The sequence below is a fragment of the Mycolicibacterium sp. 624 genome, from assembly GCF_040548615.1.
Classification (GTDB): Bacteria; Actinomycetota; Actinomycetes; order Mycobacteriales; family Mycobacteriaceae; genus Mycobacterium.
Window position 1 is genome coordinate 419,248 of sequence record NZ_JBEPRZ010000001.1, and the last position, 24,487, is coordinate 443,734.

A 24,487-nucleotide genomic window follows, 5' to 3' on the forward strand; every position below is an offset into this window, starting at 1 on the left:
GCCCGGGGACGTCTCCGTGCGACAACCGCACTCGTTTCTCCGCCGCGTTGGCCAGTCGGAGAGCGTGAACGGCTGGGTTCTTGCGAGTCCGGCGATCGTGTTGATCGGCATATTCGGCCTGCTGCCGGTGCTGATGTCGCTGCAGCTGTCGTTCCAGCAGTCCGATCTGCTGACGCCGGAGACGCCGTGGGTGGGCCTGGAGAACTACCGGAAGTTGGCGGACGACCCGGTGTTCGTCGTGGCGATCAAGCACACCATCGTCTACACGGCGCTGTTCGTGCCCGGCACCATGCTCGTCGGTCTGTTCGTGGCCGCGGCGATGAACCGCTCGGTGCGGTTCATCTCGGTGTACCGCACCGCCGCGTACATCACGATGGCGGTGTCCACCATCTCGCAGGGCATCATCTTCCTGTGGCTGACCGACCGTGACTACGGTTTGGTCAACGCGACACTCAATGCGGTCGGCGTGCCATCCCAGGGGTTCCTGGCGTCGCCGTCGCAGGCGCTGTTCGTGATCGTCGCGATGACGATCTGGGGCTGGACCGGATTCTCGGTGATCGTGTATCTCGCAGCGCTGCAGGGTGTTCCCGCCGAGCTGCACGAGGCCGCGGCGATCGACGGGGCGAGCGCGTTCACGCGCTTCCGCACCATCACGGTGCCTCTGCTCGGCCCGGCGAATCTGTTCCTGCTCGTCTGGTTGACAATCAACGCGCTGCAGCTGTTCGACGAGGTGTACGCCACCACGCGCGGTGGCCCCCTGCGCGCGACGACCGTCATCGTCTACTACCTGTGGGATCGCGCGTTCGTGCACTTCGACGCCGGGTACGCCGCGGCTATGGCCTATGCGTTGTTCGTCGTCATCCTGGTGATCACCGCGGTGCAGTTCCGCGTCGCTCGTAGATATGTGCACTACTCATGACCAAGCCTCGACTCTCGGAGCGTACCGAGACACCCGTGCCCCCCGACCCCGCCAGCGGTTCGACGGCCCCTTCTGCGGCGCGTCGCCGGCGGATGCCACGGCTGCCCTTCAGCCCGTGGCACCTGGTGCTGATCCCGCTGTCGTTCCTGCTGATCGTGCCGCTGCTGTGGATGCTGGTCACCTCGCTCGAGACCGAGGGCGAAACCAACCACTTCCCGCCGGTGCTGCTACCCGAGACCCCGCGATTCGAGAACTACTCGCAGGCTTGGGCATCCGCGCCGTTCGGGTACTTCTTCCTCAACAGCGCGATCGTCACCCTGGTCGTGCTCGCCAGCAACCTGATCGTGTGCAGCCTCGCCGGTTATGCGTTCGCCCGCATTCGGTTCCTGGGCCGCGGAGCACTCTTCGTCACCTTGATGGCGACGCTGATGGTGCCGTTCCAGGTCACGATGATCCCTGTGTTCCTGATCGTGAAGTGGTTCGGCGACAACGTCGCCGACGTACTCGGCATCGATCACATCGGTGCGTTGATGCTGCCGAACCTGGCGACGGCGTTCGGGATCTTCTTCCTCCGCCAGTTCTTCATGACCGTCCCTGTGGAACTCGAGGAGGCGGCACGTGTGGACGGAACCTCGCGGCTCGGAGTGCTGTTCAAGATGGTGCTGCCATTGTCGCTGCCCGCGCTCTCGACACTCGCCGCGCTGACGGTGCTCACATCGTGGAATGACTTCCTGTGGCCGCTGATCGTGATCACCTCGCAGGACCAGATGACGATCCCGTTGGGCCTGAGCTACTTTCAGGGCGCCCACCGAGTGAACTGGCCACTCCTCATGGCGGCCAACGTGATGAGCCTGTTGCCGATGCTGTTGGTGTTCATCGGAGCCCAGCGGTACTTCGTCCAATCGGTGGCAAGTACCGGAATCAAGGGTTGAGAGAGGAAAGACGTTGGCACAAGTGGAGTTCCGCGATGTCACGCGGCAGTACCCGGGAGGGCGTTCGGGAGACACCGTCGCCCTGAAGGGCCTCAACCTGACGGTGTCGGATGGGGAGTTCCTGATCCTGGTCGGGCCGTCTGGCTGCGGCAAGAGCACCGCCCTGCGACTGCTCGCCGGGCTGGACAAGCCGACGTCTGGCGAGATCAGGATCGGCGGGGCGGTGGTCAACGAGCTGAGTCCCGGCGCACGTGACATCGCGATGGTGTTCCAGAACTACGCGCTGTACCCGCACATGACCGTCTACCGGAACCTCGCCTACGGGCTGCGGCAGCGCAGAACGCCTCGTGCCGAGATCGCGCGCCGGGTCAGCGAGACCGCCGAGCTGCTGCAGATCAGCGAGCTGCTCGATCGCAAGCCCGGTCAACTCTCGGGCGGACAACGACAGCGGGTGGCGATGGGCCGCGCACTGGTTCGCAAACCGCAGGCGTTCCTGCTCGACGAGCCGCTGTCCAATCTCGATGCGAAGCTTCGCAATCAGGTTCGCGGCGACCTTAAGCGGTTGCACCGCGAGTTACCCGTCACCTCCATCTATGTGACTCACGATCAGGTCGAGGCGATGACCCTGGGCGACAGGCTGTGTGTGATGTCCAACGGCGAGGTCCAACAGATCGGCTCCACCGACGACATCTACAACCGCCCGGCCAACACGTTCGTCGCGGCGTTCATGGGTAGTCCGCCGATGAATCTGATGCCGGGGATCGTGCGCGGCGGAGCGCTGCACATCGGTGGCGTGCAGGTCACGTCGGTGGCCGAACCCGACGGCCCGGTGACCGTCGGGGCACGGCCCGAGCATCTTCGGCTGCACACCACGAACATCGGCGGCATGGTGCCCGCGCGGGTCGACTTTGTCGAGCCACTCGGCAGCCATGTCCTGGTCACCGCGCTCGTCGGGGACGAAGTCCAGCCGTCCGCCGAGCCGACGCGGGTGATCGTGCAGGCGCCGGCCGGTACCGAGCTGGACTCCGGCACTCGCATCGGGCTCGCACTCACACCCGAGCGGACACACTTCTTCGACGACGAGACCGGGAATGCCAGACATCGATCCGAACGCATTGCGCACTAGGACGGCCGATTAATCGACTGCCAGACAGATGCAAACTTTTAAGCAAACAACCGCGATTGGCGGCCGTCGGGTCACGGCTCGGTTCAATAGCCGTAGCGCAGCATCTCGGCCGCGGTGACGAGGCGTTCCTGCTTGGCCGGGAACTCGCGGCACTTCATCGGGTGTAGGAGGTATGACCAGGCGATTCGCTTAATCCGCGAACGCCCCAGCGGGTTGTTTGGCACGGTGTTCACTCCTGCGTCGTACGGCTGCACCGTGGGGTCACACTCACGCACGACCCCCGCATACCATTAGACACCTGTGACGTAGCTAACACCACGAGACTCGCCGAGCTTTAGTCAGATGTTTTTGGTGTGACTGAAGTGATTATTGGGACCTCACCGCTGCGGCGCGGCGGTCGGCTTGATGGGCACGGGCAGCGCACTGTCCCCCATCAGATACCGATCCACACCAGCCGCGGCGGCACGACCCTCGGCAATCGCCCACACGATCAGCGACTGTCCGCGTCCCATGTCACCGGCCACGAACACGCCCGGCAGCGACGTCTGGAAGTCGTCGTCACGCTTGACGTTGCCGCGGTCGGTCAGCTCCACCTTCAACTCGGTCAGCAGTCCCGCGCGCTCCGGGCCCACAAAGCCCATCGCGAGCAACACCAGGTCGGCCTCGAGTTCGAAGTCACTGCCCTCGACCTTGACGAACCTGCCGTCCTGCATGACGACCTCATGCACCTTGAGCGCGGTGACGTGGCCATCGGCGCCGACGAACTCCTCGGTGTTGACCGAGAACACCCGCTCGCCACCCTCCTCGTGCGCCGAGGACACCCGGTACATCAGCGGGTAGGTGGGCCACGGCGTCGAGTCCGCGCGCTCCTCGGGAGGCCGCGGCATGATCTCGAACTGGTGGACACTCGCCGCGCCCTGACGGTGCGACGTGCCCAGGCAGTCAGCACCCGTGTCGCCACCACCGATGATGACGACCTTCTTGCCCTTCGCGGTGATCGGCGGCTGGCCGTCGGCATCGAGAACGTCATCGCCCTGCTGCACGCGGTTGGCCCACGGCAGGAACTCCATCGCCTGATGGATGCCCTTGAGTTCGCGGCCAGGAATCGGCAGATCACGCCAATCGGTCGCGCCGCCGGACAGCACCACCGCGTCATAGTTCAGGCGCAGCTGTTTCACCGTGATGTCGACGCCCACGTTGACGCCGGGCCGGAACTGGGTGCCCTCGGCCGCCATCTGCTCCAGGCGCCGGTCGATGTGGCGCTTCTCCATCTTGAACTCGGGGATGCCGTAACGCAGCAGGCCACCGATGCGATCGGCCCGCTCGAACACCGTGACGGTATGACCGGCCCTGGTGAGCTGCTGGGCAGCTGCCAGCCCGGCCGGTCCGGAGCCGACCACGGCGACCTTCTTACCGGTCTGCACGTCGGGCAGCATCGGAACAACCCAGCCCTTGTCGAAGGCGTTGTCGATGATCTCGACCTCGACCTGCTTGATGGTCACCGCGTCCTGGTTGATGCCCAGGACACAGGAGGCCTCGCACGGGGCCGGGCAGAGCCGCCCAGTGAACTCCGGGAAGTTGTTGGTCGCGTGCAGGCGCTCGATGGCATCGCGCCACCGGTCCTTGTACACCAGGTCATTCCACTCGGGGATGAGGTTTCCCAGCGGACAACCGTTGTGGCAGAAGGGAATGCCGCAGTCCATGCAACGGGCAGCCTGATCCTGCAGTGCGTCGTGGGAGAAGTCCTCGTAGACCTCTTTCCAGTCGCGCAGGCGCAGCGGGACCGGCCGGCGTTGCGGGGTCTCGCGATGAGTGTGCTTGAGGAAGCCGCGCGGATCAGCCACTGGTGGCCGCCATGATCGCGGTGCCGACGTCCTGGCCGTTGCGTTCGGCCTCGGCGATCGCCTCCAGCACGCGCTTGTAGTCGCGTGGCATGACCTTGACGAAGTGCTTCAGCTCACCCTCCCAATCGGCGAGGACACGTTGGCCCACAGCCGAATCCGTTGCGTCGACGTGCGCGACGAGCATGTCACGCAGCCAGCCGACGTCGTCATCGTCCAATGCCTCGAGTGCGACCATCTCACCGTTGAGGTTCTCACTCAGTGCGGTGTTCGGGTCGTACACGTAGGCGATACCGCCCGACATTCCCGCGGCGAAGTTGCGGCCGGTCGGGCCGAGGATCACCACCCGTCCGCCGGTCATGTACTCACAGCCGTGGTCGCCGACGCCCTCGACGACGGCGTGCGCACCGGAGTTACGGACGGCGAACCGCTCGCCGCTCTGACCCCGGATGAACGCCTGACCGCTGGTGGCGCCGAACAGAATCACGTTGCCGGCGATGATGTTGTCCTCGGCGGCGAAGCCCTCGGGCGCCTGCTCGGACGGGCGGACCACAATCCGGCCACCCGACAGGCCCTTGCCGACGTAGTCGTTGGCGTCGCCGTAGACCCGCAGGGTGACACCCTTGGGAACGAACGCGCCGAAGCTGTTTCCGGCCGAGCCATCGAAGGTGATGTCGATGGTGCCGTCCGGAAGCCCCTGCCCGCCATAGGCCTTGGTGACCTCGTGGCCGAGCATGGTCCCGACCGTGCGGTTGACATTGGTGATCTTGGTGGCGAATCGCACCGGCGATCCCGAGTCAAGGGCCTCACGGCTCTGGGCAATCAGCTGCTGATCCAGCGCCTTGTCGAGGCCGTGGTCCTGACGCGAGCTGCAGTACAGATCCTGGTTCATGAACGCCGATTCGGGTTCGTACAGCACCGGCGACAGGTCCAGCTTGTGCGCCTTCCAGTGCTCGGCGGCCTGGGTGGTGTCCAGGGCGCCGACTTGGCCGACCATCTCGTTGACGGTGCGGAAGCCCAACTCCGCCATGAGTTCACGGACCTCATCGGCGATGAACATGAAGAAGTTCTCGACGAACTCGGGCTTGCCATTGAACCGCTCGCGCAGCAGCGGGTTCTGGGTGGCGACACCCACCGGGCAGGTGTCGAGGTGGCAGACCCGCATCATGATGCAGCCAGCCACGACCAGCGGCGCAGTGGCGAAACCGAACTCCTCGGCACCCAGCAGCGCAGCGATAACCACGTCGCGGCCCGTCTTGAGCTGACCGTCGACCTGGACCACGATGCGGTCGCGAAGTCCGTTGAGCAGCAGGGTCTGCTGAGTCTCGGCGAGACCGAGTTCCCACGGCGCACCGGCGTGCTTCTGTGAGGTCAGCGGGGTGGCACCGGTGCCACCGTCGTGACCCGAGATCAGCACCACATCGGCGTGTGCCTTGGAGACACCCGCGGCCACGGTTCCGACGCCGTTCTCGGACACCAGCTTCACGTGCACGCGGGCGCTCGGGTTGGCGTTCTTCAGGTCGTGGATCAGCTGGGCAAGATCCTCGATCGAGTAGATGTCGTGGTGCGGCGGCGGCGAGATCAGGCCGACACCCGGGGTCGAGTGCCGCACCTCGGCCACCCACGGGTACACCTTGTGCCCCGGAAGCTGGCCGCCCTCACCGGGTTTGGCGCCCTGCGCCATCTTGATCTGAATGTCGGTGCAGTTGGTCAGGTAGTGACTGGTGACACCGAACCGGCCAGACGCCACCTGCTTGATGGCACTGCGACGCCAGTCGCCGTTGTCATCGGGCTCGAAACGGTCCACGCTCTCGCCGCCCTCGCCCGAGTTCGACCGGGCGCCAAGGCGGTTCATCGCAATGGCCAGCGTCTCGTGCGCCTCGGCCGAGATCGACCCGTAGCTCATGGCGCCCGTCGAGAACCGCTTGACGATATCGGCGGCCGATTCCACCTCGTCCAGCGGAACCGGCTGGCGCACCCCGTCGCGGAACTTCAGCAGACCGCGAAGCGAGGCCATCTGCTCACTCTGGTCGTCGACCAGTGCGGTGTACTCCTTGAAGACCTTGTACTGCCCGGTGCGGGTGGAGTGCTGCAGCTTGAACACCGTGTCCGGGTTGAACAGGTGATACTCACCCTCGCGACGCCACTGGTACTCACCGCCCACCTCGAGTTCGCGGTGAGCGCGCTCGTCGGGCCGGTCCAGGAAGGCCAGCGCGTGCCGGGAGGCGACGTCGCTGGCGATGTCCTCGAGGTCGATTCCGCCGACCGGGCAGCTCAGCCCGATGAAGTACTCGTCGAGCACGCCCTGCGAGATGCCGATGGCCTGGAACAGCTGCGCACCCGTGTAGGAGGCCAGGGTGGAGATGCCCATCTTGGACATCACCTTGAGCACGCCCTTGCCCGCTGCCTTGACGTAGTTGGCCTTGGCTTGGTCGCTGTTGATTCCGGTGATCACGCCGCGGTCGACCATGTCCTCGATCGACTCGAAGGCCATGTACGGGTTGATCGCGGCGGCGCCGAAGCCACACAGCATGGCCATGTGGTGCACCTCGCGCGCGTCGCCGGCCTCGACCACGAGGCCGACCTTGGTGCGGGTGCGCTCACCGACGAGGTGGTGATGCACGGCCGCAACGGACAACAGCGACGGGATCGGCGCCATGGTCTCGTTGGACTCGCGGTCGGACAGCACGATGATGCGGGCACCCTCGCGGATCGCCTCCGACACCTTGGCGCGCACGGTGTTCAGCGCTTCTTTGAGGCCCTGTCCGCCCCGATTCACCGGGTACAGACAGCGGATCACCGCGGCGCGCATACCGTGCTTGTGGCCGCGGATCTCGTGGTCGGGATCAACGCAGATCAACTTCGACAGATCGGCATTACGCAGGATCGGCTGGGACAGGACGATCTGGCGACACGACTCGGGACCCGGGTTGAGCAGGTCCCCCTCGGGTCCGATCACGCCCTGCAGGCTGGTCACGACCTCTTCGCGGATGGCGTCCAGCGGCGGGTTGGTCACCTGGGCGAACAGCTGCTGGAAGTAGTCGAACAGCATGCGGGGGCGCTGCGAGAGCACGGCGACCGGTGTGTCGGTCCCCATCGAACCGAGGGCCTCGGCGCCGGTGCGCGCCATCGGCGCCACCAGCATGTTCAGTTCCTCGTAGGTGTAGCCGAAGATCTGCTGGCGCAACACCACCCGGTGGTGCGGCATGCGGACGTAATCGCCGGGGGGCAGCTCGTCGAGGGGGAACAGGCCCGCGTCGAGCCACTCCTGATACGGATGCTCGGCGGCGAGTTCGGACTTGATCTCCTCGTCGGAGACGATTCGGCCCTGGGCGGTGTCCACCAGGAACATCCGGCCGGGCCGGAGGCGCAACTTCTGTACGACGGTGGACGGGTCCAGGTCGAGCACACCGGCTTCGGATGCCATCACGACGAGACCGTCTTCGGTCACCCAGATCCGCGACGGGCGCAGGCCGTTGCGGTCGAGCACGGCGCCGATGACGGTGCCGTCGGTGAAGCACACCGCAGCCGGGCCGTCCCACGGTTCCATCAGCGAGTCGTGGAACTCGTAGAACGCGCGACGCGCGGGGTCCATCGACTCATGACGCTCCCAGGCCTCGGGGATCATCATCAGCACCGCGTGCGGCAGGCTGCGACCGCCGAGGTGCAGCAACTCCAGCACCTCGTCGAAACGCGCGGTGTCGGATGCGCCGGGGGTGCAGATCGGAACGATCTTGTCGAGCCCCTCGGTCCCGAAGGCGTTGGTGCGGATCAGCGCCTCGCGCGCCCGCATCCAGTTCTCATTGCCTGTGACGGTGTTGATCTCGCCGTTGTGGGCGACCCGTCGGAACGGGTGAGCCAGCGGCCACGACGGGAAGGTGTTGGTGGAGAACCGCGAGTGCACGATGCCCAGCGCGCTCATCATGCGCTCGTCCTGGAGATCCAGGTAGAAGGCCTTGAGCTGAGGCGTGGTCAGCATGCCCTTGTAGACGAAAGTCTGACCGGAAAGGCTTGGGAAGTACACGGTTTCGCGTCCGGGGCCGTCCTGGCCCGGGCCCTTGGTGCCCAACTCGTGTTCAGCGCGCTTGCGCACCACGAAAGCCTTGCGCTCCAAGTCCATACCCTCGGCGCCAGCGATGAACACCTGACGGAACGTCGGCATCGCATCGCGCGCCAGTGCACCCAGTGAGGAGTCATCGGTGGGAACCTCGCGCCAGCCGAGCAGCGTCAGACCCTCGGCTTCGACGATCTTTCCAACGGCCTCACAAGCAGCGGCCGCATCCTTGGCCGACTGCGGGAGGAACGCGATACCGGTGGCGTAGCTGCCTGCCGCGGGAAGCTCGAAGTCCCCTTGTTCCGCACAGACCGCCCGCAGGAACTCGTCGGGCACCTGAAGCAGGATTCCGGCACCGTCACCCGTACTCGGCTCGGCACCCTGAGCACCGCGGTGCTCGAGGTTCACCAGCGCCGCAATGGCCTTGTCCACAATGTCACGGCTACGTCGTCCGTGGATGTCCGCAACCATCGCGACACCACAGGAATCGTGCTCATATGCGGGGTTGTACAGCCCGACCGCCTTGGGCGCCATTCCCACCTGACCTTTTCTCTTCACACGCCTTCACGCAGCGTGTCTGCGTGGCAGCCGTCAACAGACGGCACTGCCGGGCTAGGCGATGGGAGGGCCAGTGTGCAGCACTGAACGACAGGCTTTATGTCCCCAATTGCCTCGAGTGATAAACGATATGACAGAGACTGCCTGACATGCCAACTTAGCCAGACCTAACTAATGCGCTGGGACGTCCAGCCGCGCCATTCCGCGTCAAGGCACGATTTGGACTCTAAAATGTTGCAGCACTGCAACTTTCGCGATGACGTCGAACCGGCCGCCCGGCTGGGGTGCGATCCACATCACGCCCGGGATCGCCCTTGCAGTTTGCTACCATTAAGTAGCAGTCCATCTAGCTGCTATTATCGGACTCTTCCAATTTGCTGGAAAGCTTTCTCGGATTCTTAGGCTCGACCAGGGCAAACTTGGCCGCCCCGGAGCCCGGCCCCGCCCGTCCGGATACCCCTGCCGGGTATCAAGGAGTGCACCTGCCGCCAAGCTTGGCCCAATGCGACACCACGCGAGCAACACGCCGATCGGCAGATTCCGGATCGAGACCCTCGAGGAAGGCGTCGACCGATGCGCCGCCACGATGCCCATCGAGGGGTTGCTCAACCCAGCCACCGGGGAGCCCAGCCTGGGCCCACTGGCAGTCCTGACCGATCACATCGCCGGATTGCTCAACCACCACCGCCGCCATGACCACGAATGGACTGTGTCCAGCGAACTCTCCCTGGAACTGGCACCCGACGCCGCCGCGGCGGTCGCTGCCGCAGGTGACGAGACCGTGCTGGGCATCAGCCGGCCGATGAGCGGCAAGCACGCCACCGCGGTCGGCGAGTGCGAGTTGCTTCTCGCGGGCAGGCTGATCGGGAGCGGGACCGTGCGGTCGTTCTACATCGACCACCCTGGCGAGTTCGCCGAGGCGCCCGCCCGCGAGGGCGACATGGAGGAGAAGTTCGGCCTCTCCGACATGATGGCGATCGACTCCCCGCGTGTCGAAGGCGACTCGGTGATCCTGGGACAACGCGCCGATCGCGTGCTCAACAACAACATCGACGTCGTCCACGGTGGTATCGCCTCGGCAGGCCTGGAGATTGCCGCGTCGGCCGCCGTGAACGCAGGCCGCTCCGAGGGTCCGCTGATCACCGCATCCCTTCGAGTGAACTTTCTGCGGCAGTTCTTGGCGGGCGGGGAGTCCCGCTACGTGGGAACGCCATTGCGCGTCGGGCGCCGCAGCGGCGTCGCCGACGCGCAGGCGATCGGCGCCGACGGTAAGGTCGCGATCATCGCCCGCCTCACCGCATATCGCAGCTAGTGCTAGCGCTAGACCACGCTACGTAACGTCCCGGTAGCTTTCGGTCACGATCAGGCAGAGGTTCGGCCACAGTCATCCCTTCGCGGTGCTCAACCGTGCGACCCTCTCGCAACGGGCACCTCAACGGCGCACCGGCAAGGGAGGTTTCACATCATGACAACCCCGACCATGACTCACCGCTTGGCAGCTGAGTTCATCGGTACATTCTGGCTTGTACTCGGCGGCTGCGGTAGTGCGGTGTTCGCCGCGAAGTTCATCGCCGACGATGGCGTCTCGCTTGGCATCGGATTCCTCGGTGTCGCACTGGCGTTCGGCCTGACTGTGCTCACCGGTGTGTACGCGTTCGGCACCATCTCGGGTGGCCATTTCAACCCGGCCGTCACGCTCGGCGCCGCCCTCGCGCACAGGGTGGAGTGGAAGGCACTGCCCGGCTACTGGATTGCACAGGTCATCGGCGGCCTCGTCGGCGGTGCGGTGATCTACGTGATCGCCAGGGGCCAGGACGGCTGGACGGCGACCGGCAACATGGCCGCCAACGGTTTTGGCGACCATTCACCCGGTGGTTACTCAATGGTGGCGGTGCTCGTCGCCGAAGTCGTCCTGACCGGCGTGTTCCTACTCGTCATCCTCGGCTCCACCGACAACCGGGCGCCAAAGGGATTCGCGGGCTTGGCAATCGGGCTGACGCTGACACTCATCCACCTCATCTCGATCCCGATCTCGAACACCTCGGTGAACCCGGCGCGGTCGACTGGCGTCGCGTTCTTCAACGGTGACGGAGCCCCCGCTCAGCTCTGGCTGTTCTGGTTGGCACCTCTGGTCGGCGCGGCGATCGCCGGTATCGCCTACCCGTATCTGTTCGGCCGCGCCGAGGAACTGGCCGACAGGCCGGTCCGCGACGATGCGCTCGATCAGCAGAGGGCCTGAGCGAGACGGGAAGTCGGACCCGCACCCGTGTGGTGCGGGTCCGATCCCCGGCTGACTACTTAACCGGAGCTCTCTTCTTGGCGTTCTGCGCGGCCTTCTTCTCGGTGGTCGCGCCCTGGCTGGACAGCTGACCCCCGGAGTTCTCCAGGTGCGCGCGGACGAACCACTGGAACTTCTCCAGTTCGCCGACCTGACCGATCACCATGTCCTGCGAGACGAGATCGATGTCGTCGAGCGTGTCGATCGCCTTTCGAGCGTCCTCGATCACCCCGGTGTACACCAGATCCAGCGCGGCAAGATGCGCCTGCACGGTGTCCCGGCCGACGGAGTAGTCGTCCCAGGTGCGGTCCTTCAAGATCGCGCCTGGCGTGCCCTTCGGCGACGCGCCCAGCGCCGCGATCCGCTCGGCCGCGTCGTCGGCGTAGCCGCGCACCAGCTCTACCTGCGGATCGATCATCTCGTGCACGCCGATGAAGTTCGGACCAACCACATTCCAGTGCACGTGTTTGAGCGTGAGGTGCAGGTCGTTGTAGGTGCTGAGCAGCTTCTGCAGCAGTTCAGCGACCTCGCGGCCGGCCTTGTCGGATAGGCCCGGAAGAGTGAATGTAGGCATCGTTGGACTCCTTTGGTCTTGACGTCTTAGGAGTCCTACCCGCGACTCGCAGGGGCTAACCCCCGTCGTCAAAGACTGCGCAGATCCGGGATCGCCATGCGCGCGCCGTAGCGTGGATTACGCGCCATGCCACTGACTTCGAGGAGCCGCACGGCCCGATGCCGGTGCGGCCGTAGCGGTTCCAGCAGCTCCAGCATCTCGGCATCGTCGATGCGGTGGCCCAGCAGGGTGCAGCCGACCACGTTCGACAGGTGGTAGTCACCGACCGACAGTGCGTCGGCGTCACCCCAGGCGCGTTGGGCGGTCTCGGCGGCGGTCCACTCGCCCACCCCGGGTAGCGATCGCAACGCCTCTCGCGCGTCGGCGCTGGGGCGCGCCGTCAACCGTTCCAGTGAGGCAGCCCGCTGCGCGCACGACACCAGCGTCCTGGCGCGTCCGGGATCGACGTTGGCGAGGTGGAACTCCCAGGACGGGATGCGCCGCCACACGTCGGCGGCAGGCGGCACGCGCATCCGGGCGGGGGCGGGTCCGGGTGCGGGTGTGCCGAACTTCGTGACCAGCAGACGCCATGCGCGAAACGCGTCCTTACCTGCGACGCGCTGTTCCAGGACGGCGGGCAGCAGGGCCTCCAGCACGCGTTCTGTGCGCCCGAGCCGAAGGTGGGGAACGCGTCGATACGCGGCGGCGATCGTCGGTTCGCGGGGCGCGAATCCTGCCGCGTCATCGTGGGCACCGAGGAATGCGGGCAGGCCGTCGACGAACTCGGCTGCGCCGTCACCCCAGGCCTCACACTCGACCGTGTCGCGGCCGGTCTTGAGAATGCGCGCGCTCACCGGGCCGCTGGTCTGCATGCTGGTCTTCCAGATCGCGCCGTCGGCCAGTTGGAAACACGGGTCACCGGGGCCGCGTCGCAGCGGTGACAGCGTCAGCGTCGGACTCGCGGGGCCTGAGAACGCCACAGTCCTGCGCAGCGGTTCAGCGTCCACCCCACCATCCTGGCCTATGTCTCTGGGCTACGTCTCTGGCCTACGTCGCCACGACGACGTCGGCCTTGTCTGCGTAGAACGCGACGTGACCTGCGATCGCCGCGACCGCCGGGTACGGCTGCTCGTAGGTCCAGATGGCGTCGGCGACCGTGTTCTGGCCGGTGGTGACGTCGTAGTAGTTGGCCTCACCCTTGTATGGGCAGTAGGTGGTGGTATCGCTGCGCCGCAGGAAGCGTTCGGCGACGTCCGCGAGCGGAATGTACTGAACGGCGGGGTAGGTGGATTCCTGCAGCGTCAGCGCATCGTCGGTTTCGGCGACGACGTCACCGTGCACCCGTACGACGACGTGTCGGGCGGTCCGCGTGACGGTTATCGGATGTTCGGCAGTGGGCTCTAGAACGGGTCGATCGGTCATGTTCATGCCAACGTACTCAGCACGGTGTGAGATTCCTTTCTCACCCGAACGCCTCATCGCTACGATCGCCCCGTGAGCGAACCCGGTCCAGCGTCGGCCCAAGCTTCTGTGACGATCACCGCCAGCTGCGGCGACGTATATGCCCTGATCACCGATCTCCCGACCATGGCGACCCTGACCGCGGAGACCAACGCCATGGAATGGCAGCGGGGCGACTCCGCCCAACCCGGCGCGGTGTTCAAGGGCCACAACAACAATGGCGGCAAGGAGTGGACGACCGAGTGCACGGTCACCCATGCCGAACCTGGCCGAGTGTTCGCCTTCGACGTCGTGTACGTCGTCGACGCCGACAGCCCCGTCATCTCGGTCTCGCACTGGCGTTACGACATCGCACCCGTCGACGGTGGCTGCCGTGTCACCGAGCAGACCTGGGACCGAAGGCCAGACTGGTTCCGCAAGCCCGCGGAGCAGGCCACCGGCGTCCACGATCGCACGGCCGCCAACGCCGAGCACATCAAGCAGACCCTGGATCGCCTCAAGGCGAAGGCCGAAGACGGAGCCTGACGCTCCGAACCCTCGATACGATCGCCGCATGACACCACTCGGCCCCGCCTCCGCCCAGGCCTCGATGACGATCACCGCCGCACCCGAAGCGGTGTACGCGCTGATCACGGACCTCCCGACCATGGCGGCGCTGGCAGAGGAGACCGACGCGATGGAGTGGCATCAGGGCGGTAGCGCCACACCGGGTGCGGTGTTCAAGGGCCACAACAGCAACGGTGGCCGGAAGTGGACCACGATGTGCACGGTGACGCACGCCGAGCCAGGCAGGACGTTCGGATTCGACGTGAAGAGCCTCGTCATCCCCGTGGCGCACTGGCGCTACGACATCGCACCGGCCGAGGGTGGCTGCACCGTCACCGAGCAGACGTGGGACCGCCGCCCCGGCTGGTTCCGCAAGGTGGCCGGGTTGGCTACCGGCGTCAGCGACCGCGAATCCGCCAATGCCCAGCACATCCGGCTGACGCTGGAGCGCCTGAAGGCCAAGGCTGAAGCCTGATTCACGCGGCCTGATTCACGCCGCCTGATTCACGGCCTGCCGGTGATGACGTCGGCGACCCGCGCGATCGGTGAGGTGGTGGCGCGGCCGCCGGCCTCGTGCCGGTCGGCGAGCTTGTAGGCGATGTAGAGGCCCCGCACTCCCAGCCAGCGCAGCGGCTCGGGCTCCCAGTTACGCGAGACGTGGCCGACCCAGGGAAGTTCTACCCGCGGGGTCGCCTGCTCGAGCACCAGGTCAGCCAGGGTGCGGCCGGCGAGGTTGGTCGCCGTCACGCCGTGGCCGACGTAGCCGCCAGCCCAGCCCAATCCGCTGACCCGGTCCAGCGCGACCCCGGCCTCCCAGTCCCGCGGCACGGCGAGCACGCCGCACCACCCATGCGCGATCGGGACATCGCGGACCTGGGGCAGGACGTCATGTAGCACCTGAGACAAGTGGCGGATGGTGCGCGCGGGCACCCGACCGTCGACGTCGGTACGCGACGCATAGCGGTAGGGCACGCTGCGGCCGCCGATGGCGATGCGGTCGTCGACGGTGCGCTGGGCGTAGAAGAAGCCGTGCGCGGTGTCACCGACGGTCTCACGGCCGTTCCAGCCGATCGACTCCCACCGCTCGGCGCTGATGGGCTCGGTGGCGATCATCGAACTGTTCATCGGCAGCCAGCGTCGGCGCAGACCGCTCAGCCCAGGCGTGAATCCCTCGGTGGCGCGCAACACGATCTGCGCGCTGACCGTGCCGAGCGGCGTGGTTGCGCGGCCCGCCGCGATCTCGGTGACGGGCGAGCGCTCGTAGATCTGCACGCCGAGACGTTCGACGGCTTCGGCCAGACCCGTCGCGAGGTGGGCGGGCTGAATCCGCGCGCAGTGCGGCGTGTGGTAGGCCGAGGTCACGTTGGCGAATCGAATACGTTGCGCCGCTTCGGCTGTCGTCAACGGTTCGATACCGTCGACGCCCCACTTGCGCTCCTCCGCGATCGCATCGGCAAGTCGGGTGGCCTGCGCGCGGTTGCGGGCGATCTCGAGGGTGCCGCCCTTGACGATGCCCGCGTCGATACCCTCACGCTCGGCCACCGAGGCCACCTCGTCGACGGCGTCGTTGAGTGCGCGCTGCCAGGCGAGGACTCCGTCGCGGCCGTATTGCTTGGCCATCGCGTTGCGGTCCCCCGGTACGAGGCCCGACAGCCACCCACCGTTTCGGCCCGAGGCCCCGAAGCCCGCGAAGCGCGCCTCGAGGACGACAACGCGCAGACTCGGGTCGGCCTTCTTCAGGTAGTACGCGGTCCACAGACCGGTGTAGCCCGCGCCGACGATGCAGACGTCGGCGTCGAGGTTCCCCGGCAGCGATTGACGTGGTGTCGGCAGCCGGTCGAACCAGTGGGAGACGAGTCCGTTCTTCGGTGTGGGCTCATGAGTTGGCACGAACCAATTGTGTCAGCCGCCGTGGTGGTCTAATCGGCTCATGACCGCTCTCCAGCGCCGCGACGCCGTGTACGTGTTAACCCTCGGTGATGACGAGAACCGGTTCCACCCCGACCGCGTGGCGGCGATCAATGCCGCGCTCGACGAGGTGGAGGCCGCGCCCGGGCCCAAGGCCGTCGTCACGACCGGTGTTGGAAAGTTCTACTCCAACGGCCTGGACCTGGCCTTCATGGCGGAGAACCCCGATGCGGCCGAGGCGAACCTGCGGGAGGTGCACGCGCTGTTCGTCCGGGTGCTGACGTTCCCGGCGCCGATGGTTGCCGCCCTGCAGGGGCACGCGTTCGCCGCAGGCGCCATGCTCGCGCTGGCACACGACCTGTCGATCATGCGGTCCGACCGCGGCTACTTCTGCCTGCCCGAGGTGGATCTCGGCATCCCGTTCACCCCGGGCATGAACGCGTTGATCCGGGCGCGCCTGCCCATCGCCACCGCGCACGAGGCAATGACGACGGCGCGGCGCTACGGCGGCGACGAGGCGCACGACGCGGGCATCGTGATGGGTGTCGGCACCGAGCACGAGATCCTCGACATCGCCGTGGCCCGCGCCGCCGAGCGTGCGGCCAAGGCCGGCCCCACCATGGGTGCGATCAAGGCCGGGCTCTACGCCGAGGTGGTCTCTGCGCTCGCCGGCTAGAACGGCGGTATTGCGCCGAGTGCCGCCTGGGCTGCGTCCGCCAAGTTGCGCCGGCGCTCATCGTCGACGCGACGTTGGCGGTCCTGGCTGCGGGTGCTCCTGCGACGCGGCATCGTCAGGCCGCTGTTCGAGCCCGCACGGCTTCGCGCCGTCACCGTCACCGATGCGGTGGGTTCGCACAACGACGGGAACAACAGTCGGCTGCCGGGTCGGGTGGTGTGGGTCTGTCCACCCGGTGAAGTCCAGATGACCGTGCCGTCGGGCAGTTGACGATCGCGCCAACCCCCGTCCCCGCTCCAGAACGTCTTGAGCAAGTGGTGACACCAGATTGGTAAACAACGTTTTAGTGGGTCGTATCGTCCCACCGGCGTTGCGCCGAGCGGAATAGGTCCGGGGCGATGCGCACGACCGGACGTGTAGATGGAACACAGGGACGTGTTAGTGTCTACTTTGGACGTAGATGCGTCCCGATCTGCTGTTGGAGGTTTGATGCTCACGTATGGCTTCTGGAACAACAAAGGCGGCACCGGCAAGACCAGCCTATGCTTCCAATCGATCTGCTTCTACGCCCACCAGCACCCTGATCAGCGGATTCTGGTGATCGATGTCTGCCCGCAGGCGAACCTTTCTGAGCTGCTGCTGGGAGGCCTGGCCAACGGCGGCAGCGATCGGCTGCTTGCCCGGCAGGGTGCGGTACCGCGTGCCACCATCGGCGGCTACTTCCAGCAGCGGCTGCCAGCGCCGTATCAGCCGCCCGCGATCGAACCGCAGGACTACATCACGACTCCGTCCGAGTTCAACGACGAGATCCCCGAGAACGTCGACCTGATCTGTGGCGATCCGCTGTTGGAGCTGCAGTCCAACGCGATCTCGACGCTGGCGAACAACAACATCCCGGGCACCGATTCGTGGATCGCCATCATCGACTGGATCAAAGACCTGATCGCGCCGCTGCAGGGGAAGTATGACGTCGCATTCATCGACTGCAACCCGAGCTTCTCGATCTACACGCAGATCGCGCTGTCTGCCGTGGACCGCATGGTGTTGCCGGTAATGGCCGACGACTCATCACGGCGGGCGATCCAGAACGCGTTCAGCCTCGTCTACGGGTTGAAGCTGCCCTCCGACATCTACGCCACGTACGCGTTCGCCACGCGCCTCCGCAATGCGAAACGCAAGCTGCCGCAGGTCCACATGATCGTCAAGAACCGGTTGACCCAGTACATGGGCAAGGCCTCGGCCTACGCCGCCGTGCTGCGCTCGATCGACAGGGACGTCGACAAGCTGATGGATAGCAACCCCGAGATCTTCACCTTCCACGATCTGGAAGTGGGCCTCGTCGACGTCCGCGACTTCCAGACCACCGGCGTCGTGGCATTCGCAAAGGGCACGCCCCTCTACAGCCTCAAGTCGGGCAAGCGCGACGTCATGGGTCAGAGGGTTGTCGTGCACGAGGAGTACAAGGCCAATTGCGTGGAACACATGAACGACCTGGTGCTCAAGCTCTAGTCACTGCGTCGTCCGGCGCGGTTCGCCACCGGGTGCGCACTCGGTGGCGAACCGGTCCACCGTCAATCGTGCCGGTAACCGGCCGGTCGCCACCCGGTTGACCGCCGAATTAGTTGCGGCGCAACCACATCCGCCCTACAGCATCCGGCGGGCACCCCGTCGCGGCGGCCGAGGCCCGCGTTTCTGGCCCGCGCAACAAAAAAGTCCTGAACTACCCAGTGGGAGTTCGGTGGCCCTCCCCCGTCAACAATCTCGGGGTGGGTGTCTGGAGACGGTGCCTCGGCGGCTTCGCAGTCGGGGCTCCCACACAGGCAGGCCAACCGGTCCGCGCCGTTCGCGAGAGCACCCAGCGCGTCAGCTCGGCGTTGATCGCGGGTGCGGGGATCGGCCGCACAGGTGGTGCCCGCAAGCGCATCGAGTCTGCGGTCCAGCGCCGTGGCGTCGTGGGCGAACAGAGTGCCCCACAGCGAGGCGAGTCCATCTCCATCGCTGTGCACGTCCACGCTGCGAGTGCGGGCCCCGTCCTGAGTGCGCCGCACGGCATGCGGGTCGAAGTCGCGAATCAGGGCGTCGATGGTCTGTTCGGTCTTGTTCTGCGACATCGACTCCCATTGGCGCAGGGCCTCGGCGAGGGCGGCGTCAACGGCGCGCAGCGCCTGGGGGTCCTTGATCAGCATCGTGCGCCACACGATCGTCTTCACCAGGAGGCAGGACACCAGACCGTCGACGAACACCGAACCAACCATCGGTAACCGGTCGCGAAGCGCGGTGCCGACCAGCAGCAGACGCGAGGCGGCGCCGGACGTGAGTTGTTGCGCCGCACCGATCTCGGCGCAGACCGCTCCCCAGTTGTCCAGGTACCACTGTTCACGTTCGGCCGACCCATCGGCGGCCTGGTAGGCGTCGAGCATCGCGACCATCGCGGCCAACCGGCGCGCACACGCGGCGGCCTCCACCCGCGCCCAGGCCCCCACCCCCGCGCCACTGACCGCCCCATAGGCCTTCGCCACCAATTCATCGAACATACGTGCGAATCTAAGGCTGTCCACTGACTCAAGTTCTGGACAGAACCGACACACGCCAGGACCGCGCCCACTGCCTGTGGATGAAATCGCGTCTGTGTATAACTGTCGGCTCGCCGACGTGGATAACTGTCGGCTCGCCGACGTGGATAACCGTCTAGCCCACCGGACCAAACGCGTAGCGGTGATATTGCGCCATGTACCGCAGCACCGGGACCGGCTTCATGGTGGCCAGCATCAACCGGTAGTACCAGGGCAACGTGTTGAACACCGGATCGTCGAAGGGTGATACCCGGGCCAGCAGCCGGGTGCCCGGCACTGCGCGCAGGATGTCCTCGGGACTGTCGACGGCCCAATGCAGTTTCGCTCCGGATCGGCGCACCACGCTGTTGCTCCACTGCGCTTTGATGCCGAGGGTGTTGAACGCATCGAATTGCAGTTCCCCGGAAGGGAACCCGTCGACGATGCGGCGCAGTAGCGCGACCCCGTCGTGTTCGGTGAGATACATCGTCAGCCCTTCACCGATCATCAGGGTCGGCCGGTCGGCCGGGATGTCACTCAACCAGGCCGGGTCGGTCACCGAGGCCGCCACCACGTGATAGCGCTCGGCCGACGGGTAGAGCTGCTCGCGCAGGTGCGCCACGTCGGGATAGTCGATGTCGTACCAATCGACTCCGGGTCCCGGCTGCAGCCGGAAGAACCGGCCGTCCAGGCCACAACCCAGATGCAGCACGACGGCTTCGGGATGCACGGCCAGGAACTGCCGGGTCCACCGGTCGAAGTGCGCGCTGCGAGTAGTCACCGACGGCGAGTTGCGCGCCGTGATCGACGTCCGCGACCAGTCGTAGTCGATGCGATCCACGACATCCCTGGCCCAGGTGTCGTGCAGCACCGAGTTGGGCAGATCGGCATCCAGGGCCTTGGCGTACAACGTGGCCAGCATGGTCTGCGGCGATCCGGACAGGTCGACGCGCAGCTTGTCCGTCATGGCGTCCAGGCTAGGCCGGTCCTGCGCACACGCCCAGTACCTGAACGGCGGACCGCGCGTCGTTCAGCCGGCCTGCTTGCTCTTGCGCCTGCTGTCGCGCAGCCCCGCCCAGAACGTCGCGGCCTCGCGGATCGACTCCTCGACCGGCCTTGGCTGCCAACCCAGTTCACGCTTCGCCTTGCTGCAGTCGACCGGCGCCTCGGCGCGCATCAAGCGCAGTGAGTTGATCGACAGCTGCTCGTCGGTGCCCTTGAATCGGCCCTTGGCACTGCCGAGGGCCGCCATCGCGTAGGACACCGGCAGCGGTACCGACTTGGTCGGGGCAGGCATTCCGGCGGCCTCGGCGGCGATGCGGACGACGTCGGCGTTGGTGATCATCCGGTCCGATATCAGGTATCGCTCGCCGACGCGGCCCTTGTCTGCGGCCAGAATCATCGCGCGGGCGGCGTCGTCCACGCCGACGGCCTCGAGTTCGATACCGCTCATCACGAACGGCAGCTTGCCGAACGCGGCGCCGGCGATGATCGCGCCGTGCGGGGTTCGGCCCCAGTCGCCCGCGCCATAGGTGGTCGACACGCACATGGCGACGGCGGGCAGTCCACGCTCGCGGGCGTACTGCAGCACCAGGTTCTCCGCCTGCACACGCGAGCGGACGTACGCGGTGAGCCGCTTGTCGTGGACGTCGGCGATGACGTCGGCCTCGGTGGACGTGCGTCCGCGCTTGCGGCCGACGGTGGCATAGCTGCTGGTGAAGACGAAGCGTCGCAGGGTGGCGGCGATGGCGGGCTCGACGGCGATCTCGAGCACGTTGCGCGTGCCCTCGACGTTGGTGCGAAACAGCGGTGCCGGGTCGCGCAGCCAGCCCCGCGTGTCGACCACGCAGTAGTAGACGACGTCGACGCCGGTCATGGCCTCGCGCAGGACCTCGTCGCTCCAGATGTCGCCGACAAAGCGCGTCACCTCGAGGTCATCGATGCCGATGGTGGTGGCGCCCTCGCGCACCATGACGCGCACGTTCTGGCCCTCGGCGACGAGCTGGCGGGTGACGTGGCTGCCGAGATAGCCGTTGGCCCCGATGACCAGGCTCGTCGAATTCCCGGACTGGTTCGCTGTCACAGCGTGCGCCCCACCTGCTGCATCCACTTCTCGGCCTCCTCGGGCAGCGTGCCGAGCTCATTGGCCTTCCTGCACCACTTCGCGGCCGCAGAGACGAACCGAAGGGGGTTGTAGACGTCCTCCTGACGGCTCCACTTGCCGTCACCCGCGTAGGTGAGGATCGACAGATTCGTGGCGGTGATGATCGTGCCGTCGCCGGGGTCGCGCATCGGGTTGTCGAGTTCGCAGATGATGCGCCCGGTGGCCTCGTCGATCACCGACCACAGCGACGGGAATGACGTCATGTAGCTGCCGGGGAAGCTCTCCATGGTCTGCCAGATCCACGGACGCACCTGTTCGCGGCCGCGCATGGTGCCCGCGGCGTGCTCGACGTAGACCACGTCCTCGGTGTACTGGTCAACCCACGGATCCCAGTTTCTGGTCTGCGCGGCACGATCGACTATGTTCTCGAATTCGACGAACGCCGAGGCGAGTTCGTCACGACTGAAGGTGTTGCCCGTCACACCCAGAACTAGAACACGTTCTACCGGAGTTTGTCGAGGGGCTACGCGCGGAACTTCTGAGGGACACCTGTGGTTATACGAGTGCCGACCCAAGGAGGTCACAGTGGAGAAGGTCTACAACAAGAACCCCGCGGCCGTGAGCGCGCTCTCCCCGGAGCAGTACCAAGTCACCCAGGAGAACGGCACCGAGCGACCGTTCACCGGCGAGTACTGGGATAACCACGCCGCGGGCCTCTACGTCGACGTGGTGTCGGGCGAGCCGTTGTTCGCCTCGACCGACAAGTTCGACAGCGGATCGGGCTGGCCGAGCTTCACCAAGCCCGTCGAATCGGCCAACGTGTCGTGCAAGCGCGACTTCAGTCATCTGATGCTGCGGACCGAGGTCCGGTCCACACACGGGGACAGCCATCTCGGCCACGTCTTCAAGGACGGTCCGGCGCAGGCGGGTGGCTTGCGCTACTGCATCAACTCGGCTTCGCTGAGATTCATCGCGCTCGAGGACCTCGAGGCGCAGGGCTACGGCGAATATGTGTCGCTGTTCAATGAGGAGGCGCAGGCATGACGACCACACAGACCGCGGTACTGGCCGGTGGATGCTTCTGGGGCATGCAGGATCTGATCCGCAAGCAGCCAGGCGTGGTGAGCACCCGCGTGGGCTACACCGGTGGCCGCAACGACCACCCGACGTACCGCAATCACCCCGGTCACGCCGAGGCCATCGAGATCGAATACGCCCCGGCCCAGACCGACTACCGGGCGATTCTGGAGTTCTTCTTCCAGATCCACGATCCGAGCACCAAGGACCGCCAGGGCAATGACGTGGGGTCCAGCTACCGGTCGGCGATCTTCTACCTCGACGACGAGCAGAAGCGTGTCGCCGAGGACACCATTGCCGACGTCGACGCCTCGGGGCTATGGCCGGGCAAGGTCGTCACCGAAGTGACACCGGCCGTTGACTTCTGGGAGGCCGAGCCGGAGCATCAGGACTACCTGGAGCACTACCCCAACGGCTACACGTGCCACTTCCCGCGGCCGGGCTGGAAGCTGCCGAGGCGCGAAACCGCCTCGCAGTAACCGCCTCGCAGGAAACACCGGTTCAGCCCAGCGGTGTGACCCGCCGGCGCACCGTCAGGCGCCCGCCGGACTTCGGCGTGTAGGCGACTCCGCGGGAGTGCGGCTTCTCGTCCGGCGCCGTTGTGGTCTCGATGGCGAAGTGACGCAACACCGTTCGCAACACGACGTCCATCTCGACGTTCGCGAAGACCGCGCCAACGCAGCGCCTGGTGCCGCCGCCGTACGGCATGAAAGCGAGCATCGACGGCTTGTTGTCGACGAAGCGCTGCGGATCGAACCGGTCGGCCTTGGCGAAGTCCTGCTCCCTGTGTTGCACCTTGTTGATCGCCACCGTGACCGAATAACCCTGCGGGACAACCCACTCACCGAGCTGCACACTGGGCGCGTACACGTGCCGACCGGCGAAGTCGATGACGGTGCGCACCCGCTGAGTCTCCAGAATGGTGGCCTGGCGGTACTCGTTGTCGCCGGTGGCCGCCTCGGCCTCCAGCCTGGTGAGCACCTCGGGATGGCGGCTGATGCGCTCGAACACCCAGGCCAGGGTGGAGCCGGTGGTCTCGTGGCCAGCGGCAAGCAACGTCAGCAGCTCGTCGGCGATATCGCGCCGCGACATCGCCGAGCCGTCCTCGTAGGTACTGCGCAGCAGTAGGGCCAGCACGTCGTCGCGGGTGTCGAAGTCGGGATCGGCCGTCACATCATCGATCAGCCGGTCGACGACCTCGTCGTACTGCCTGCGGTACTCGGCCAGGCGACCCCACGGGGTCAGACGACCATAGGTGCGCGACGGCACCGGCAGCACGGCCAACCGGGAGCCCAGCGTGACCCACGGCGGAATGATCCGTCGCAGTTCGTCGAGGCGTTCCCCATCGGCGCCGAAGACGGCCCGCAGGATGGTGTTCAGCGTGATCCGCATCATCGGCTCGAGGGTCTCGAACTGCTCACCCTCGGGCCAGGACGCCGTCTCGCGCAGCGTCTCCTCCTCGAAGATTCGCTCGTAGTTCTTGATGCTCTTGCCGTGGAAGGGCGGGGTCAGAAGCTTGCGTCGACGACGGTGCTCGGAGCGGTCGAGGGCGAACACCGAGCCGGAGCCCAGCACCCGGCTGAGATTGGGCTGAATGTTGCCGACATCGTCTGTGTTGGCGGTGAAGAGCTGCTTGGCGACGGCTGGGTCGGCGACCACGACGGAGCGCCCGAACACCGGCAGCGTCATCGTGACGACGTCACCGTACTTGCGCGTCATCCGCTCGATGGTCCACGTCCGTGAGACCGCGTAGGCCAGGCCCTGGACGAACTTGGGTAGCCGCGGACCGGGCGGCAGGTTGATGACGGCAGTCGATGCCTCGTTGATGGTCGCTTGGCTCACGCGAATCTCCAACCAGTCGCGGTACTGCGCTGTACCGAAGGTGTGTGAGGTACGGTACCG

The 24,487-nt window shown here is 66.1% G+C and carries 24 protein-coding genes; 11 read left to right on the top strand and 13 right to left on the bottom strand.

The window, feature by feature from the left end; all coding sequences use genetic code 11:
- Positions 1 to 16 precede the first annotated feature (16 nt).
- The 3 genes from ABIA65_RS01840 to ABIA65_RS01850 are packed head-to-tail and all read left to right on the top strand — an operon-like array spanning position 17 to position 2,977.
- Positions 17 to 919 carry a carbohydrate ABC transporter permease gene (locus tag ABIA65_RS01840; RefSeq protein ID WP_241401789.1) on the top strand — a complete coding sequence of 301 codons (903 nt, stop codon included), beginning with the start codon at positions 17 to 19 and terminating at the stop codon, positions 917 to 919.
- Positions 916 to 1,851 carry a carbohydrate ABC transporter permease gene (locus ABIA65_RS01845; RefSeq protein ID WP_354522420.1) on the top strand — a complete coding sequence of 312 codons (936 nt, stop codon included), beginning with the start codon at positions 916 to 918 and terminating at the stop codon, positions 1,849 to 1,851. Before ABIA65_RS01840 ends, ABIA65_RS01845 begins: the two co-directional genes overlap by 4 nt.
- Positions 1,852 to 1,864: 13 nt before the next feature.
- Positions 1,865 to 2,977, top strand: a complete 1,113-nt coding sequence (locus ABIA65_RS01850; RefSeq protein ID WP_354522421.1) for an ABC transporter ATP-binding protein — start codon at positions 1,865 to 1,867, stop codon at positions 2,975 to 2,977.
- 83 nt (positions 2,978 to 3,060) lie between these two features.
- On the opposite strand, the gene ABIA65_RS01855 is transcribed toward ABIA65_RS01850, so the two are convergent.
- The 3 genes from ABIA65_RS01855 to gltB form a co-directional block, all read right to left on the bottom strand.
- Positions 3,061 to 3,210, bottom strand: coding sequence for a hypothetical protein (locus ABIA65_RS01855; protein WP_241405945.1), 150 nt, complete (start codon positions 3,208 to 3,210; stop codon positions 3,061 to 3,063).
- Between the two features lie 144 nt (positions 3,211 to 3,354).
- Positions 3,355 to 4,821 carry a glutamate synthase subunit beta gene (locus tag ABIA65_RS01860; RefSeq protein ID WP_241401791.1) on the bottom strand — a complete coding sequence of 489 codons (1,467 nt, stop codon included), beginning with the start codon at positions 4,819 to 4,821 and terminating at the stop codon, positions 3,355 to 3,357.
- Positions 4,814 to 9,406 carry a glutamate synthase large subunit gene (gene gltB / locus ABIA65_RS01865; protein ID WP_354522422.1) on the bottom strand — a complete coding sequence of 1,531 codons (4,593 nt, stop codon included), beginning with the start codon at positions 9,404 to 9,406 and terminating at the stop codon, positions 4,814 to 4,816. Before gltB ends, ABIA65_RS01860 begins: the two co-directional genes overlap by 8 nt.
- Positions 9,407 to 9,932: 526 nt before the next feature.
- Here gltB and ABIA65_RS01870 point away from each other — a divergent pair.
- On the top strand, positions 9,933 to 10,742 hold the full coding sequence (locus tag ABIA65_RS01870; protein ID WP_241401793.1) for a PaaI family thioesterase: 810 nt from the start codon (positions 9,933 to 9,935) through the stop codon (positions 10,740 to 10,742).
- Between the two features lie 153 nt (positions 10,743 to 10,895).
- Positions 10,896 to 11,669 (top strand): aquaporin Z, encoded by a 774-nt coding sequence (gene aqpZ, locus ABIA65_RS01875; RefSeq protein ID WP_241401794.1) that lies wholly within the window; start codon positions 10,896 to 10,898, stop codon positions 11,667 to 11,669.
- Positions 11,670 to 11,724: 55 nt separating this feature from the next.
- On the opposite strand, the gene ABIA65_RS01880 is transcribed toward aqpZ, so the two are convergent.
- From ABIA65_RS01880 to ABIA65_RS01890, 3 genes are all read right to left on the bottom strand, one after another.
- On the bottom strand, positions 11,725 to 12,282 hold the full coding sequence (locus tag ABIA65_RS01880; RefSeq protein ID WP_241401795.1) for a Dps family protein: 558 nt from the start codon (positions 12,280 to 12,282) through the stop codon (positions 11,725 to 11,727).
- Positions 12,283 to 12,350: 68 nt separating this feature from the next.
- Entirely contained in the window at positions 12,351 to 13,268 is a 918-nt protein-coding gene (locus ABIA65_RS01885) for a DNA-3-methyladenine glycosylase family protein (protein ID WP_354522423.1), read from the bottom strand.
- A 40-nt stretch (positions 13,269 to 13,308) separates the two neighbouring features.
- A complete protein-coding gene (locus ABIA65_RS01890) occupies positions 13,309 to 13,683 on the bottom strand; it encodes a DUF427 domain-containing protein (RefSeq protein ID WP_354522425.1) in 375 nt (124 codons plus the stop codon).
- Positions 13,684 to 13,755: 72 nt separating this feature from the next.
- Here ABIA65_RS01890 and ABIA65_RS01895 point away from each other — a divergent pair, with 72 nt between their 5' ends.
- Both ABIA65_RS01895 and ABIA65_RS01900 read left to right on the top strand, forming a co-directional pair.
- Positions 13,756 to 14,247 (top strand): SRPBCC family protein, encoded by a 492-nt coding sequence (locus ABIA65_RS01895; protein WP_354522427.1) that lies wholly within the window; start codon positions 13,756 to 13,758, stop codon positions 14,245 to 14,247.
- Positions 14,248 to 14,275: 28 nt separating this feature from the next.
- Positions 14,276 to 14,743: an SRPBCC family protein gene (locus tag ABIA65_RS01900; protein WP_354522428.1), complete on the top strand. Its 468-nt coding sequence runs from the start codon at positions 14,276 to 14,278 to the stop codon at positions 14,741 to 14,743.
- Between the two features lie 29 nt (positions 14,744 to 14,772).
- Here ABIA65_RS01900 and ABIA65_RS01905 read toward each other — a convergent pair whose 3' ends face one another.
- On the bottom strand, positions 14,773 to 16,158 hold the full coding sequence (locus ABIA65_RS01905) for an NAD(P)/FAD-dependent oxidoreductase (RefSeq protein WP_354522429.1): 1,386 nt from the start codon (positions 16,156 to 16,158) through the stop codon (positions 14,773 to 14,775).
- 40 nt (positions 16,159 to 16,198) lie between these two features.
- Between ABIA65_RS01905 and ABIA65_RS01910 the strand changes: the two genes are divergently transcribed.
- On the top strand, positions 16,199 to 16,852 hold the full coding sequence (locus ABIA65_RS01910; RefSeq protein ID WP_354522430.1) for an enoyl-CoA hydratase-related protein: 654 nt from the start codon (positions 16,199 to 16,201) through the stop codon (positions 16,850 to 16,852).
- On the opposite strand, the gene ABIA65_RS01915 is transcribed toward ABIA65_RS01910, so the two are convergent.
- Positions 16,849 to 17,166, bottom strand: coding sequence for a hypothetical protein (locus tag ABIA65_RS01915; RefSeq protein ID WP_354522432.1), 318 nt, complete (start codon positions 17,164 to 17,166; stop codon positions 16,849 to 16,851). The genes ABIA65_RS01910 and ABIA65_RS01915 overlap by 4 nt on opposite strands.
- Before the next feature lie 175 nt (positions 17,167 to 17,341).
- Between ABIA65_RS01915 and ABIA65_RS01920 the strand changes: the two genes are divergently transcribed.
- Positions 17,342 to 18,361, top strand: coding sequence for a ParA family protein (locus tag ABIA65_RS01920; RefSeq protein WP_354522433.1), 1,020 nt, complete (start codon positions 17,342 to 17,344; stop codon positions 18,359 to 18,361).
- Between the two features lie 62 nt (positions 18,362 to 18,423).
- On the opposite strand, the gene ABIA65_RS01925 is transcribed toward ABIA65_RS01920, so the two are convergent.
- From ABIA65_RS01925 to ABIA65_RS01940, 4 genes are all read right to left on the bottom strand, one after another.
- Positions 18,424 to 19,386, bottom strand: a complete 963-nt coding sequence (locus ABIA65_RS01925) for a DUF222 domain-containing protein (protein ID WP_354522434.1) — start codon at positions 19,384 to 19,386, stop codon at positions 18,424 to 18,426.
- A 154-nt stretch (positions 19,387 to 19,540) separates the two neighbouring features.
- Positions 19,541 to 20,371: a class I SAM-dependent methyltransferase gene (locus ABIA65_RS01930; RefSeq protein ID WP_241401802.1), complete on the bottom strand. Its 831-nt coding sequence runs from the start codon at positions 20,369 to 20,371 to the stop codon at positions 19,541 to 19,543.
- 63 nt (positions 20,372 to 20,434) lie between these two features.
- Entirely contained in the window at positions 20,435 to 21,487 is a 1,053-nt protein-coding gene (locus ABIA65_RS01935) for an NAD-dependent epimerase/dehydratase family protein (protein ID WP_241401803.1), read from the bottom strand.
- Complete coding sequence (locus tag ABIA65_RS01940) at positions 21,484 to 21,990, bottom strand: nuclear transport factor 2 family protein (protein ID WP_241401804.1); 507 nt, start codon at positions 21,988 to 21,990, stop codon at positions 21,484 to 21,486. The genes ABIA65_RS01935 and ABIA65_RS01940 overlap by 4 nt, the downstream gene beginning before the upstream one ends.
- Positions 21,991 to 22,093: 103 nt before the next feature.
- On the opposite strand from ABIA65_RS01940, the gene msrB reads away from it, so the two are divergent.
- Both msrB and msrA read left to right on the top strand, forming a co-directional pair.
- Positions 22,094 to 22,552, top strand: coding sequence for a peptide-methionine (R)-S-oxide reductase MsrB (msrB, locus tag ABIA65_RS01945; protein ID WP_241401805.1), 459 nt, complete (start codon positions 22,094 to 22,096; stop codon positions 22,550 to 22,552).
- Positions 22,549 to 23,064, top strand: coding sequence for a peptide-methionine (S)-S-oxide reductase MsrA (gene msrA, locus ABIA65_RS01950; protein WP_241401806.1), 516 nt, complete (start codon positions 22,549 to 22,551; stop codon positions 23,062 to 23,064). Before msrB ends, msrA begins: the two co-directional genes overlap by 4 nt.
- 22 nt (positions 23,065 to 23,086) lie before the next feature.
- On the opposite strand, the gene ABIA65_RS01955 is transcribed toward msrA, so the two are convergent.
- Entirely contained in the window at positions 23,087 to 24,427 is a 1,341-nt protein-coding gene (locus ABIA65_RS01955) for a cytochrome P450 (RefSeq protein ID WP_241401807.1), read from the bottom strand.
- Between the last annotated feature and the right edge of the window lie 60 nt (positions 24,428 to 24,487).